Origin of the sequence: Cytobacillus firmus, from assembly GCF_023612095.1 — a bacterium.
Lineage (GTDB): Bacteria > Bacillota > Bacilli > Bacillales > Cytobacillaceae > Cytobacillus.
The window spans coordinates 1,789,666-1,803,137 of the sequence record NZ_CP086235.1 but is presented as its reverse complement, the minus strand read 5'-3'; the positions used below and the strand labels follow the sequence as shown (position 1 = coordinate 1,803,137).

Genomic DNA, 13,472 nt, shown 5'->3' with positions numbered 1-13,472 from the left:
AGAAAAACCCGTCCCTATTTATCTGGAACGAGTCTGTTGTTGCTGCTTTATTAGGCTGATGGTACGTCCTCTTCTGAAATTCAGATTCTTGATTTGAACTGGACATTGCGGATCATTTGATTGATTACCTCTGAAATGACAAGACCGACTGCAATGGCCCCGGATATCATGAATGCTTTCGCTGCGAGCTGAATGGCCGTATTGTAATCATTTTCAACAAAATTCCGCATCGCATCATATGCAATCCCTCCTGGGACCAGCGGAATGATGCCGGCAACACTGAAAATAATAATAGGTGTTTTATACATTCTGGCAAAAATCTGGCTGATCACAGCGATCGTAAAAGCAGCAATTAAGGAAGAAATAACAGCATCATACTGCCAATTGACAAGCCAAATATAAACGAACCATCCGACCATGCCAACAAATCCGCATTTCAGCAGCGATTTTTTCGGAGCATTGAAAAGCACCCCGAACCCTGCTGATGCGATAAAGCTTGTAATCATATGTGTCAATATAAACATAGACAACTTCCTCCGCTATTGCATTTAAAAAGTGAAGACAAGAGCAATCCCGGCTCCAATGGCAAAAGCCGTCAGAAAGGCTTCAGCCCCTTTTGAAAGTCCGGAAACAAGATGCCCGGCCATTAAATCCCTGACTGCATTTGTTATCAATAGCCCCGGAACGAGCGGCATGACCGACCCGATGATGATCTTATCGAGCTCTGTCCCCACTCCCGAGTAAACAAAGAAATAGGCTATAAGGCCAATTAATAATGAAGCAATAAATTCAGAGAAAAACTTGATCTGGACAACTCTATGTACATATAAAAATGAAACAAATCCCAGACCGCCTGTAATCATGGCTGGAATAAAATCAGTCCAGCTTCCAAGGAACATAATTAAAAAACAGCCGCTTGCAATCGAGGCTGCAAAAATCTGCTGATAAACAGGGAATGTATAGTCGGCACTTTCAATCTCCTTCAGCCTTGCCAATGCTTCCTTTCCATCCAGTTCACCGCTGCTGATTCTGCGTGAAACACCGTTCACTAATGTCACCTTGTATAAATCCGTTGAACGTTCTGAAATCCGAATCAGCTTCGCCGGTTCAGTTCCATCTGTAGAAAATATGATTCCTGTTGGCGTTACATAGCTATGTGAGTGCGGTATACCCAGGGAGGCAGCAATCCTTGTCATGGTGTCTTCTACGCGATACGTTTCCGCACCTCCCTGGAGCATAATTTTCCCCGCAAGCAAGCATATCTCAATTACTTCTATTGTTGGCGGGAATTCTTTCCCCATTTTTCCACCTGCTTTATAAAACAATTTAAATCTCTCTTATATAGGGTTACATATTAACGGAAATGATAAACGAAAGAAAGACCTTTTGTGTAAAAAAATATAAAAATATTTAAGCTCCAATTTAGATAAAGCAGACATTTGATTTAGCCTCATCTTATGAAGCTTTTTAAAAAAGTGTTGTACTCTTTAAGTTAAGGTTTTGTAAACTTATCTTTTCCCCTTTTCTTGTCCTCCTATATTTGGTATCATTCAATTATCGAAACCCGATATCGATGTTCGAGATTAAGAAGGGAGGCATTTGCTTGGAAGATAAAATATTGCGCAAGCTGTTTCTGGGGTTTATTCAAATCCATATCCTTCACCATGCAAAGGAGCACCCTGTTTTCGGCGCATGGATGGCTGAAGAACTAAAAGAGCATGGATATAGCATCAGTTCCGGAACATTATATCCGATCCTGCATTCAATGGAGTCAGACGGGCTTCTTCAACAGGAGAAGAAGAATGTTGATGGCAGAATCAGAAAGTATTATACCGCAACTGAAAAAGGGATTTTGGTTCTGGAGGAAGCGAGAAAAAAAGCTTATGAGCTTTTTAAAGAAATTAAGGATTAAAGGAGATGCATATGAACAAAAACAAAACCGGGCTAAAAACGTTACTGGAAATATTATTGGTTTCAACAAGGCTTGGACTAACCTCTTTCGGGGGACCTGTAGCTCATCTCGGCTATTTTCACGATGAGTATGTCCGAAGAAGAAAATGGATGGATGAAAAAAGCTACGCAGACTTAGTTGCACTTTGTCAGTTCCTTCCCGGTCCTGCAAGCAGCCAGGTCGGGATCGGCATTGGTGTCATGAGGGCTGGCGCACCGGGCGGCATAATGGCTTTCCTTGGGTTTACCTTACCATCTGTTATAGCTCTGATTATTTTTGCCATTCTTCTTCAAGGCATTAATCCGGCAGAAGCCGGCTGGATCCATGGTCTGAAGATTGTCGCTGTGGCCGTAGTGGCCCACGCCGTTCTGGGTATGGCCCAAAAGCTTGTACCTGATCTTCCCCGAAAAACGCTGGCACTGCTCGCAATTATTGCCACACTTTTTTGGCAGACAGCCATTACGCAGGTTGCGGTCATCCTCGTCTCTGGTTTTATCGGATTTTTAATCTATAAAAAGCATACTGACAACGATGATGCACGATTGGAGTTTCCCATCTCAAAAGGTTTTGCTGCAGGCTGTTTGGTCTTATTTTTCGCCCTTTTAATTGTGCTTCCAATACTAAGAGAAGTAACCGCATTGGAATGGGTTGCCTTATTTGACAGCTTTTATCGCTCAGGATCCCTGGTTTTCGGCGGCGGGCATGTTGTACTTCCCTTGCTGGAACGTGAATTTGTCCCAGCAGGCTGGCTAAGTGAGGAAGCCTTTCTGGCTGGCTACGGTGCAGCTCAGGCAGTGCCGGGGCCGTTATTTACTTTTGCTGCTTATCTTGGAGCAGTGATGAATGGCTGGCAGGGCGGTCTGCTTGCAACGGCTGCGATCTTTTTGCCTGCCTTTCTGCTGATCTTAGGAGCACTCCCATTTTGGGACACACTTCGCCGCAACCCTAACATCAGGGGTGCATTAATGGGTGTGAATGCTGCAGTTGTAGGGATTTTAATTGCTGCCTTTTATCATCCCATTTGGACCAGCAGCATCCTCGAGCCGGCAGACTTTGCCTTTGCCGCAGTACTATTCAGCATGCTTGTTTATTGGAAGCTGCCTCCTTGGATTATTGTTGTGACAGGAGCCATGGGCGGAACTTTATTAGGAAATGTAATTTAGAAACGAATGAAGAAAAGCTGCCAAAACTCGGCAGCTTTTTTTTATAGCGGAATTTCAAGTATAATTTTCGTCCCTTTGTTTTCTTCTGAATAAACATCAATGGAACCGCCTGCAGCTTTAGCCCGCTCTTCCATGCTGAAAAGGCCGACTCCTCTTGATACTCCATTAACATTGAACCCTTTACCTTTATCTTCAATGACAATACGGATTTCTTCTTCCATTTGCCTGATTGTGACTGAAGCTTCATCTGTTTCAGCATATTTCCTTATATTCGTCAGCGCTTCCTGAATGATTCTATAGATGGTGATTTCTTTATTTGAACTAAGGCGGGAAGCCAGGTAACAATCAAAATGGACATTGATATTATGATGTTCTGAAAAACGGACCAGGTAGGATCGGATCGCTGGAATCAGCCCCAGATCATCAAGCACTGAGGGACGAAGCTCCCATGAAAGATCCCTTAGTTCTTCAATGATTTCAGTTGCCTCATCCTGCATTTGATCCAGCAGCGGATGGCTTATTTCAGCCTGAAGCCTATTTATGGTAATCAGATGGCTGTACAAATTCTGTCCTATACCGTCGTGAAGTTCCCGGGACAGCCTTTTCCGTTCCTCCTCTTGAACATCGATAATTCTTGTCATCATATTTTGCAGCTCTTCTTCTGCAGTTTTTCTTTGCGTGACTTCATGTCGAATAGCAAGATGCTGATAGGGTTTCCCTTCATCATTTAGGAATGGGACGATCGTGGTATCCACCCAATAATAAGTTCCATCCTTAGCTCTGTTCTTGATCTCGCCTTTCCATACCTTCCCGGAAGAAATCGTCCTCCATAAATCTCTGAAAAAATCTTTGGAATGGTACCCTGAATTTATAATTCTATGATCCTGTCCCAGCAATTCTTCCCGTGAAAATCCTGAGATGCTGCAGAATTGTTTATTCACATACGTAATCGTGCCTTTCTGATCTGTAATGGCCACAATGGATGAAGAATCCAGGGCAAACTTTAAATCAATCAGCTCGTTTACGGAATTTTTCAGTTCCTCGACAACCCGCTTATATTCTGTTATTTCCTTCCGGATTGCCAGGTATTTATACGGATTTCCTTTTTCATCAATAAAAGGAACGATCGTAGTATCTACCCAATAATAATTTCCATCTTTAGCTTTGTTTTTTATTTCCCCGCGCCAGACTTCCCCGCTCGAAATAGTGCTCCATAGATGTTCCATAAATTCCTTGGAATGATATGAAGAGTTGATAATTCTATGGTCCTTGCCAATCAGCTCTTCTGCAGAAAATTTCGATACCTCACAGAACTTTTCATTCACATAGGTGATTTTCCCTTTTCTGTCTGTAAAGGCGACAATGGTTGATTCATCCAGGGCAAACTGCAGGTCAACCAATTCCTTTAACGGATATGACTGCTGCTTTTTTAAGCGGGAACGGTCTTTGACTGTGTGAAAGACGATTAGATAATAGCTTTCTTCTGCAAGCTTGAAAGAATTAATTCTATAAAAAATTGAAAATACTCCGCCGTTACGGTGCTGTCCATACTGGTGAACCACTTTGCCCTCTTCTGTTTCTAGCAGAGTGATTTCAGGAAGCAATTCTTCCAGGCTCTTCCCCTGCAGCTCCTGTTCGCTATATCCAAATTGCAATTGTGCCTGCTCGTTCGCATAAGAGATGCTCCCAAATTTATTTACAAGAATCGTTGCATCACTGGAATCAGGAGCAATCTCTCTCTCTTTCGCCAGCTGATTATCCCTGTCCATTTTTACGTTCCTCCAGTTGCTTATTTTAACCATTCAGCTTTTTTTCAAGTGTCCTGGCAGCTTCCTTTGCAGCACTTTGCCTGCTCTCACTTACAGGCTGCCCCGAACGGTTCCCGATCAGGAGGACCCCCTTTGGGATCCCTTTAAAATGAATAGGAACAGCATAAGCATGCTTCAGTCCTTCAGCAAGCATAATTGGGTATTCTAATGCTTTTCCGGCAATATTATCGGGAAAGTTGTCCACATACATCGGCCTTCCGGTTGAAATCACTTTCCCTGCAATGCCTTTGCCGTACCTAACTGTTATCCGCTTATATTTCTCGTTGCTGTTTCCTGCGGCATAATGCCATTTTACATCCGGGCCATCCGTATTCTGCAGTGCCAATCCAACAAAATCACATTCAAGCTCAGCCAGAACCTTCTCACAAGCCTGATCAATCCGGACGCTTCCGCCAGGACTGCACCCCTTATATTCCATAGCCAAGCAGCCCTTTCTTTAAGGCGTAAGAAACGAGCTCCGGCCTGGTTTTCATCTGAAGCTTTTCCATTAAATTACCTTTATGTGTTTCAACTGTCTTGACACTAATCACAAGCTGTTCAGCAATGTCCTTATTGGAAAACCCTTTGGCTATTAATGTAAGAACTTCTTTCTCCCTGTCGGAAAGAAGATTGAATGTATCGGTGTTCCCCTGCTTCACACTTCCGATATATTCTTCCATCAGCCTTTTGGTTGCAGAAGGATGCAAATACGCATTCCCGCTTGCAACAGACCGGATTGCTGCGAGCAGTTCATCATGGGGTGCACTCTTTAAAATACACCCGGAAGCGCCAGCTTGAATCGCCCTGAATAAGTATTCCTCATCATCATGCATGGTTAAAATGAGGATCGCTATTTCAGGCATTAGTTTTTTTAATTCTGAGGTTGCCGACATGCCATCTTTCCCGTGGGGCATGCTTAAATCCATGACAACCACATCCGGTTTTAATTCCAGTGCCTGCTGAATCCCCTCATTGCCTTCAGAAGCTTCACCAACCACCTGCATGTCATCATGGTTATTTAAAAGCATTTTCAAACCCATCCTGACCACCGCGTGGTCATCGCAAAGTAAAATATTGATCAAGCCCGCTCCCCCTTAGCATTTGTCCGTAAAAAAAATCTGAAATAGGCAACAAGGGAGCCGCAAAATGCAGATCCCTTGTTAAGTGTATAATCTTAGTATAACGGAAGGGTGATATCTATTGAAGTCCCTTCACCGATTTTTGAGCTGATGACGCATTTGCCGTTAATTAACAGCATTCTCTCCATCATGGCAGCAATGCCGGCTGAACTTTTCATCGCAGCATCTACATCAAAGCCCTTCCCCTTGTCTTTTATCATAATAGAAAGCTGTCCCGGCTCCCAACGAAGACTAATGCCTGCACTCATTGTATCAGCATACCTCGCTATGTTAGCCAGGGCTTCCTGGCAAACACGGAACAGTGTAATCCTTTCCCGTTCCCTGATTTGCACTTCCTTTCCCTCATTTTCAAGGTCAACGATGATACCATACGTGGAAGTGTATAATTTCAGATAACTTTTCAGAGCCGGCAAGAGACCGAGGGTTCCTAAAGCAGGGGGATGCAATTCCACAGCCAGAAGCCTGATTTCCTGAATTGTTTTTTCCATCATTTGTGCCATATCCCGAATATAGTCTTTCATCTCAGGCTGATCGACAGCTGTCTGAATGAACTGCATGCCTGTAAACAAACTGTAAAGCGTCTGCCCTACCCCTTCGTGAAGCTCAAGGGCAATGCGCTTAATTTCATCTTCCTGAGATTGAATAATATATGAACTGATATTTTTCTTTGCTGGCTGGGTTTCCATTTCATCCCTCCTCCTTTAATTATTTGCTTTATTTATGCTTTTTTCACCCGATGGCTGGAGATATCACTGAACATGCCTGCATATTGGACTACATCACCGGCATCATTTTTTATTGCACTGATGGTTAGCCACTGGAGATATTCTTCCCCATCCTTTCGGGAGTTCCATATTTCACCTTGCCAGAATCCATTTTTTTCGAGTGAAGTCCACAAGTCCTGGTAAAAGCCCTTAGACTGTCTTCCTGATTTAAGTACACTCGGATTTTTGCCGACTACTTCCTCTTCCGTATATCCGGTGATTTCTGTGAAGGCAGGGTTTACAGAGATTATTTTTCCGTTCTTATCCGTAATCAGAATACCTTCGATTGTATGATCAATAACCTGGCTCGCAATTTCCATCCTTCCCTGGTAATACATCCAAACAACCAGAATCAGGCTGGCAAGCGCGACCTGAGACAATGCCATAAAACCAATTGCATAATGCCCTGTAATGTTAAATAGGAGAGTCAAAAGCAGCGGAGGGAAAAATCCGCCCAGACCGCCCATCGCAGACACAATTCCATTTACGATACCGGCCTGCTTCTGGAAGTACATTGGCACAAGCTTAAATATGACCCCGTTACCAATTCCCGCTGATAGAGCAATGCTTAAGCATCCGAATGTATACCATGTGATTGAAGGAGATAGTGATAGTATCACCGCAGAAATGGTATAGACGCCAAAAACAAACATCAGCAAAATTAAAGAGTGAAAACGGTCAGCCAGCCAGCCGCCTATTGGTCTCATGGCTGTTGCTAGAACAATGAAACCTGCTGTTCTTAATCCTGCATCAACTTTATCAAGTTCAAAGTGAGCTACAAGGAAGTTTGGCAAATAAATAGTAAACGCCACAAATGATCCAAAGGTAATAAAATAGAATAAGCTCAAAAGCCAAAGTTTTTCATTTTTATAGACTCCTTTTATTTGCTCAAGAAGCGGAGTCTGTACCTTAACTTCTTTTTTATCTCCCAGTAAGAAGTTAGCCGCAATAAAAATCACCAGCAGAACAAGGTATATCTGTACAGTTAGGGACCATCCAAATTTTGTTGCAATAACTGGTGCTGCAAAGGCAGTGATGGCTGTTCCAAGATTCCCTGCCCCGTAGATGCCATTGACAAACCCATGACGTTCCTTTGGGTAATACTTCGGAAGAGATGTAACCCCAACAGAGAATACCGCTCCTCCAAGGCCGAGGAATAATCCCCCGATAAGCAAATCAGTAATCGAATCTGCTATGCTGATATAATAGACTGGAAATAATAGAAGAATAAAGCTCAGCATAAAGATTTTTCTTGCGCCAAACTGATTAGCATAATATCCAAGAGGTATGCGGAGCAGCGATCCGAGGATGACTGGAACAGCTGTTACAAGAGCAAGCTTATCGGATGGAATATTGATATCTTCCTTTATAAACGGCATAAGGGAGGATATCAGCACCCAAACCATAAACCCGGCCACTAAGTTTAACGTCTGCAATGGAAGCTGTATTTTTCTAATCACTTTGTTCACGCTCTCTTCTTAATTACATATTTTAATCCGGCTTCCTGATCGATTGCAGCCCACTGGGTCTCAGATGCTTCTACAGAGGAGGTCAGCGGGACCGCAAAAAAGTTCATTTTATCAAAATAAATCCGCAAGTGTGTTCCATCGGGACAAAGGCCGGTTTTTTCAATTATCTTAGGAACAAATGGTGCTTGGTCACTTCCATCTTCATCTAATATTGCCACCTGAACCTTCTCCAGGACAAATCCGTCCAGATCCTCTTTTTTAATGAGTTCCACAGCTTCCGCACCCTCTTTTGGCAGGATAAACATACATCTGGTACCCCTGAAGATATTTCCAGAAGGATTCTCCTGCATTTTCTTCTATATATTCAATGGTTTCCTCTTCCGATTGCCATTTGCTCATGCCTTTTACCTCTGCTACTACAATGTCCATGCCATCATGTGACTTTTCATCCAAGTACCAGTTTAGACGGACTCCCTTAAAAAGTTCTGAAAGGAGCTGATCAACTTCCGGAGCAAAATCTCCGGATCTTTCTCTTACAAAACAAAAGTCAAGATACGTTTCACTGTTCATATGAATCACGCCCTCATGTTAATCGTCTTTTTATAAGCGAATACAGCCAGGGAAAAAGAACAATATTCAGCCCGCCAAAAATCAGTACATTTTCATAGTTTTCGTAATAATATTGGTGGACCATATATTGAGTAAAGACAATATTCATCATTAATATCGCTGCTAAAATAATGACTCCAAGGTATCTACGCTTCATAACGCTTCACCCTCACCGCATAAACTGCGCCATTCTCCACCTTAACCTGGATTTCCGGAAGCGGTCTTCTTGGCGGTCCCGCAGTTGGCGCACCAGTTTCCACATCGAATTTGCCATGGTGGCATGGGCAAATCATTTCACCCTGCTCCTTCACCCAAAATACCGGGCAGCGCAAATGTGTACATGCATTCTGGTAGGCCACATATTTGTTATCTGATAAACGGATTAATATCGCGTCATCATGATCTCCCGGAAACTTAAATTCTACTGCATCGCCGATTGGCAGTTTGCTTACATCGGTTATTTTCTTATGAGGATATTCTTTTTCACCGAGCCCCATTAATTCTTTGGCAGCTACCGCCCCCCAGGGAAGGGAGGAAACCGCAAATACGCCGGCAGCACCAACCAAGGTCTTCATAAATCCCCGTCTATCCAGTTTTCTTTCATTATTCCGTTCGATATTATGCGTATAATTATCCTCATTAAAGGGAATCTTGTTATTCTTATCAGACATCCCTAATCCCTCCTAAAACAGCTTTGTAATCCCCTGCAGGATTCCCGGCAGATTTACCTTTACGTTAGTTTCGCCTTCAAGATATGGCATGCTTGTTACCCATTTGCCGTTATCAAGATTAAATTGCTTCTTTTTGTTGTCAATTTCTTCATCAGTCAGCCACTGCAAAGTATTGGATGGACATACACTCGCACACATTGGAGGAATGCCATCTTTAGTCCGGTCAATACATAGATCGCATTTGTACATTATGTTCTGCTCTTGATCAAATTTCGGAATGCCATATGGGCAGGCAATGGTACAGTTCTGGCAGCCGATACACTTTTCGACAAGTGCAGATAATACAGCACCTGTCTCATGAATCTGAATAGCCTGGGCAGGACAGCTTCGAGCACATGCCGGATTTTCACAGTGAAGGCACATGAGAGGCATTGTCTGCCGGTTCACAAGAGGATTTACATCATACACATAGTTTCTGTTGCGCTCCTCGTGCCCCCCGCATTGTGTACATGCTGCCAGACAAGAACGGCATCCTATACAGTTTTCAAGTTCCAAATACAGCCTCTTTTTCATTTATTGCACCTTCTTTAATTCGACTTTTTCCAGCTGTGCAGCACATGCCTTGAATTCAGGCATACGGGATATTGGATCTAATGCCGCAATTGTTAATAGATTAATAGATTCTTCATGTCCAAAATGGTATGGAACAAACACAGTATCCTTCCGGATGGCTTCGGTAATTTTGACTTTATAAATAGCCTCGCCTCTTCTTGTAAACAAGCGGACTCTTTCTTCATGTTCCATATTATATGTTGCTGCTGTTTCCGGATGGATTTCCACATATGGTTCCGGACACATATCATGCAGGAATGGTATTCTTCTGGTCTGGTTGCCTGATAGATAATGATAAACTACCCGGCCAGTCGTTAAGCGAAGCGGATACTTTTCACATGGTTCTTCCGCTGGAGGACGGTACGGCAAGGCGCAAATCTTTGCTTTGCCATCCGGATGATAGAACTTTTTATCAAGGAACATATGTGGTGTTCCTTCATCTTTTTCGTCTTTACAAGGCCAGAAAACCCCGTCCTGCTTATCGATCTTATCCCATGTAGCACCATAATAATCAGCATAGCCGCCCTTAGTTGCAAGCCTGAACTCATCTGCAACATCTTTGGCTGTTTTCAGATGAGAAAAATATTTTCCTCTTCCTAATCGCTCAGCCAGCTCCACTTGAATCTGCCAGTCCGGCTTTGACTCGCCTACAGGCTCCTGAGCTTTGTTGATTTTTATAATACGTCCTTCAATATTTGTTACGGTCCCTTCATCCTCTGACCAGGTAACGGATGGCAGGATCACATCTGCAAATTCAGCCGACTCAGAAAGATAGAAATCGGAGCAGACCATGAAGTCCAAGGCTTTAAATGCTTTCCTCACAAAATTTAGATTTGGTGCTGATACAGCCGGATTCGAACATAGAAGGTATAAACCGCGAATTGTTTTTTGCTCCATCAGCTCAATCATTTCATAGGCAGAAACACCAGGCTGCGGCATTTCTTCAGGGGTGATTCCCCAAACGCTGCATACTTCTTCAACATGTTTTGGATTTGTAATTTTCCGGTAGCCTGGAAGCAAATCTGACTTTTGCCCGTGCTCCCTTCCGCCCTGCCCATTTCCCTGTCCGGTGAAAGTGGCTACTCCGGCTTTTGGACGGCCGATCTTTCCAGTAACAAGCGCCATGTTGGTGTACGCGGAAACATTATCAACACCCTTATGCTGCTGTTCCACACCTCTTGCAAACATAACAACCGCATTTGGAGCTTTTCCGTATATTTCTGCAGCGCGTATGATTTTTTCCGGCGCTACACCAGTCAGCATGCTTGTATATTCAGGGGTGAATTCCTTGACCAGTTCCTTTGTTTCTTCAAAGCCGTTCGTATGCTTATTAATAAATTCTTCATCTATATAGCCCATTCCGATTAATTGATGTACAATCCCGTTTGCAAGAGCAAGGTCTGTTCCGGGCTTTAAATCAAGATGCAGGTCAGCTCTTCTGGCAATTGGCGTTTCGCGTGGATCCACCACAATGATATAACCGCCTCTTTCCTGAACGTTCCAAATACGGAACATGGAGGTTGGATGGCATTCAGCTGTATTGCTTCCGGCGATAAACAGGCAATCTGTTTCATGAATATCTGTCCAAGGCAATGTTGAGCCTCTATCTACTCCGAAAGAACGAAGGAATCCGCCGGCTGCGCTGGACATACAGAATCGGCCGTTATAGTCAATATAGCGCGTTCCCATAGCAACCCGGGCAAACTTGCCTGTCAAATAACATTTTTCATTTGTCATGGACACTCCGCTGAAGACGGAGAGTGAATCTTTTCCGTATTCTGTCTGAAGCTCTTTGAATTTTTTTGCGATTAAATCATATGCCTCATCCCAGCTTGCTTCACGGAACCCTTCTGCCGTTCCTTTCAAAGAAGCATCATCCCGGATCAGCGGCTTCAACAAGCGGTCTTTGTGGTTGGTCTGCTGGTAGGCGGTAACCCCTTTGGGACACATTTTGCCGACAGTAACCGGCCAGTCATAACGGGGCTCGACCCCGATGATTTTATTTGTTTGTGTATTAACCCTCAAGTTCATTCCGCACTGCATTCCGCAATAGCTGCAGTGTGTTTTTATCAACTTTTCATTCGGATGGTTTAAATTCTCAATTTCTTTAAAAAACTTATCCCTTTGCATTCTGGTTTGCCTCCTTGACCTTCACTTCATGAGTAGGGAATCCGGAAAATTGTGCAATCCGGTACTTTCTTCGGCAAGGGAGGCACATTTCTGCAAGATGATGCCCTTCCTTTGCTTTAAATTCTATAGTATTCACGCCGAGTACATCGACGACATCTTTTGATTGTTCAATTGAAACGAACTGATCTCCGCAGACCTTGCATTCCTTCATGCCCTGTTCGGCATAATGTTCCCGGTAGTTTCTTGCCAAAACACTCATTGGCCGGAAAGGGATATGTGCAAGCTTTCCAAATGGCAGGTAAATCAGTGTAATGATAACTGACCATTGATGGATCAGTGACATCGCCGGCTGTCCCGCCCCGTGTAAAAAGATATTCATAAAGGTTAAAGCCAGCCCTGTTATGCTAACTAGCAGCAGCATATATAAAGGCAAGAAATCATACAGGAATTTCTGCTCTGCTCTTGCCTGCATATTTTTCAGGCGGCGGTAAAGCGCCATGCAAACACCGGCAATTACCATTACTGCTGTAATATTCAGAGCGTTGTAAGAAAGGTTGGCGATAATGCCTTCCGCCGGGACAGTCATTACCTTCATGCCCATTGCAATTATGTTGTAATGGCCATTGTCATCCATCGTAAAATACATCCAGCCGAAAACGAGAGGGAATGTAACAAAGCAGGATAAGATACAGCCCCAGCCGATCAGCACGTGCTGAGTCCATCGGTAAATTCCCCTATTCCAGATAAAATTGTATGTTGCAAGATGCTCAACAGATGTCTTTGGTGTTGACTTTCTAAATAACAGTTTCAATCCTTTTTTCAAAATAAGCTTTGTTGGCGGCCTTTCACCCCAAGCAATGAATCTATAGAAAAATCCTCCAATGAACACTATAGTTCCGACCATATATCCGTACAGGTTTAAATCAACATGTGTAAACATTCTTGTGCCGATAAAAGAAAGAATGGCTAATGCTGTAACAGATAAAAACATTGACTTGGCAAAATGTGATGCAAACGCATTGTTTAGTGTGTTCCCTGATTTTTGATTGACTGCAGCTTTTGCCTGCATAATAACTCCTCCTCATTCACAAACAACTACCTTAACCTTATTGTAAAAGCAGGGTGAGTTTTTCCATATCGGGGAACTTCCCCATTC

At 43.3% G+C, this 13,472-nt stretch carries 16 protein-coding genes; 2 read left to right on the top strand and 14 right to left on the bottom strand.

The window, feature by feature from the left end; all coding sequences use genetic code 11:
* Positions 1-80: 80 nt before the first annotated feature.
* A complete protein-coding gene (locus LLY41_RS09205; RefSeq protein ID WP_095245340.1) occupies positions 81-524 on the bottom strand; it encodes a threonine/serine exporter family protein in 444 nt (147 codons plus the stop codon).
* Positions 525-548: 24 nt separating this feature from the next.
* The gene (locus LLY41_RS09200; RefSeq protein ID WP_095245339.1) at positions 549-1,301 is read right to left on the bottom strand and encodes a threonine/serine exporter family protein; all 753 of its coding nucleotides are present in this window, start codon (positions 1,299-1,301) and stop codon (positions 549-551) included.
* A 302-nt stretch (positions 1,302-1,603) separates the two neighbouring features.
* Here LLY41_RS09200 and LLY41_RS09195 point away from each other — a divergent pair, with 302 nt between their 5' ends.
* On the top strand, positions 1,604-1,912 hold the full coding sequence (locus LLY41_RS09195; protein ID WP_095245338.1) for a PadR family transcriptional regulator: 309 nt from the start codon (positions 1,604-1,606) through the stop codon (positions 1,910-1,912).
* Between the two features lie 11 nt (positions 1,913-1,923).
* Positions 1,924-3,114: a chromate transporter gene (locus LLY41_RS09190; protein WP_304587631.1), complete on the top strand. Its 1,191-nt coding sequence runs from the start codon at positions 1,924-1,926 to the stop codon at positions 3,112-3,114.
* Between the two features lie 41 nt (positions 3,115-3,155).
* Here LLY41_RS09190 and LLY41_RS09185 read toward each other — a convergent pair whose 3' ends face one another.
* The 12 genes from LLY41_RS09185 to LLY41_RS09130 form a co-directional block, all read right to left on the bottom strand.
* A complete protein-coding gene (locus LLY41_RS09185; RefSeq protein ID WP_304587629.1) occupies positions 3,156-4,883 on the bottom strand; it encodes a PAS domain-containing sensor histidine kinase in 1,728 nt (575 codons plus the stop codon).
* A gap of 25 nt (positions 4,884-4,908) precedes the next feature.
* Positions 4,909-5,361: a GAF domain-containing protein gene (locus tag LLY41_RS09180; RefSeq protein WP_304587627.1), complete on the bottom strand. Its 453-nt coding sequence runs from the start codon at positions 5,359-5,361 to the stop codon at positions 4,909-4,911.
* Entirely contained in the window at positions 5,351-6,004 is a 654-nt protein-coding gene (locus tag LLY41_RS09175) for a response regulator (protein WP_076259125.1), read from the bottom strand. The genes LLY41_RS09180 and LLY41_RS09175 overlap by 11 nt, the downstream gene beginning before the upstream one ends.
* A 92-nt stretch (positions 6,005-6,096) precedes the next feature.
* On the bottom strand, positions 6,097-6,747 hold the full coding sequence (locus LLY41_RS09170) for a sensor histidine kinase (RefSeq protein ID WP_095245335.1): 651 nt from the start codon (positions 6,745-6,747) through the stop codon (positions 6,097-6,099).
* A 32-nt stretch (positions 6,748-6,779) separates the two neighbouring features.
* Complete coding sequence (locus tag LLY41_RS09165; protein WP_304587624.1) at positions 6,780-8,285, bottom strand: nitrate/nitrite transporter; 1,506 nt, start codon at positions 8,283-8,285, stop codon at positions 6,780-6,782.
* A gap of 5 nt (positions 8,286-8,290) precedes the next feature.
* A complete protein-coding gene (locus LLY41_RS09160) occupies positions 8,291-8,566 on the bottom strand; it encodes a hypothetical protein (protein WP_095245334.1) in 276 nt (91 codons plus the stop codon).
* The gene (locus LLY41_RS09155) at positions 8,553-8,864 is read right to left on the bottom strand and encodes a hypothetical protein (protein WP_076259117.1); all 312 of its coding nucleotides are present in this window, start codon (positions 8,862-8,864) and stop codon (positions 8,553-8,555) included. Before LLY41_RS09155 ends, LLY41_RS09160 begins: the two co-directional genes overlap by 14 nt.
* A gap of 13 nt (positions 8,865-8,877) precedes the next feature.
* A complete protein-coding gene (locus LLY41_RS09150) occupies positions 8,878-9,060 on the bottom strand; it encodes a hypothetical protein (protein ID WP_304587623.1) in 183 nt (60 codons plus the stop codon).
* The gene (locus LLY41_RS09145) at positions 9,050-9,574 is read right to left on the bottom strand and encodes a Rieske (2Fe-2S) protein (protein WP_304587621.1); all 525 of its coding nucleotides are present in this window, start codon (positions 9,572-9,574) and stop codon (positions 9,050-9,052) included. Before LLY41_RS09145 ends, LLY41_RS09150 begins: the two co-directional genes overlap by 11 nt.
* Before the next feature lie 12 nt (positions 9,575-9,586).
* On the bottom strand, positions 9,587-10,147 hold the full coding sequence (locus LLY41_RS09140; protein WP_304587620.1) for a 4Fe-4S dicluster domain-containing protein: 561 nt from the start codon (positions 10,145-10,147) through the stop codon (positions 9,587-9,589).
* Positions 10,148-12,316: a molybdopterin oxidoreductase family protein gene (locus LLY41_RS09135; protein WP_304587618.1), complete on the bottom strand. Its 2,169-nt coding sequence runs from the start codon at positions 12,314-12,316 to the stop codon at positions 10,148-10,150. It lies immediately after the preceding gene.
* Positions 12,303-13,385 (bottom strand): hypothetical protein, encoded by a 1,083-nt coding sequence (locus tag LLY41_RS09130; protein WP_095245332.1) that lies wholly within the window; start codon positions 13,383-13,385, stop codon positions 12,303-12,305. Before LLY41_RS09130 ends, LLY41_RS09135 begins: the two co-directional genes overlap by 14 nt.
* Positions 13,386-13,472: the final 87 nt, after the last annotated feature.

Excerpts from the sequence above, each read along its gene's own strand:
- LLY41_RS09150 (WP_304587623.1), bottom strand. The coding sequence starts at position 9,060 with ATGAAGCGTAGATACCTTGGAGTCATTATTTTAGCAGCGATATTAATG.
- LLY41_RS09205 (WP_095245340.1), bottom strand. The coding sequence starts at position 524 with ATGTTTATATTGACACATATGATTACAAGCTTTATCGCATCAGCAGGG.
- LLY41_RS09180 (WP_304587627.1), bottom strand. The coding sequence starts at position 5,361 with ATGGAATATAAGGGGTGCAGTCCTGGCGGAAGCGTCCGGATTGATCAG.
- LLY41_RS09155 (WP_076259117.1), bottom strand. The coding sequence starts at position 8,864 with ATGAACAGTGAAACGTATCTTGACTTTTGTTTTGTAAGAGAAAGATCC.
- LLY41_RS09170 (WP_095245335.1), bottom strand. The coding sequence starts at position 6,747 with ATGGAAACCCAGCCAGCAAAGAAAAATATCAGTTCATATATTATTCAA.
- LLY41_RS09185 (WP_304587629.1), bottom strand. The coding sequence starts at position 4,883 with ATGGACAGGGATAATCAGCTGGCGAAAGAGAGAGAGATTGCTCCTGAT.
- LLY41_RS09200 (WP_095245339.1), bottom strand. The coding sequence starts at position 1,301 with ATGGGGAAAGAATTCCCGCCAACAATAGAAGTAATTGAGATATGCTTG.
- LLY41_RS09145 (WP_304587621.1), bottom strand. The coding sequence starts at position 9,574 with ATGTCTGATAAGAATAACAAGATTCCCTTTAATGAGGATAATTATACG.
- LLY41_RS09135 (WP_304587618.1), bottom strand. The coding sequence starts at position 12,316 with ATGCAAAGGGATAAGTTTTTTAAAGAAATTGAGAATTTAAACCATCCG.
- LLY41_RS09140 (WP_304587620.1), bottom strand. The coding sequence starts at position 10,147 with ATGAAAAAGAGGCTGTATTTGGAACTTGAAAACTGTATAGGATGCCGT.
- LLY41_RS09130 (WP_095245332.1), bottom strand. The coding sequence starts at position 13,385 with ATGCAGGCAAAAGCTGCAGTCAATCAAAAATCAGGGAACACACTAAAC.
- LLY41_RS09190 (WP_304587631.1), top strand. The coding sequence starts at position 1,924 with ATGAACAAAAACAAAACCGGGCTAAAAACGTTACTGGAAATATTATTG.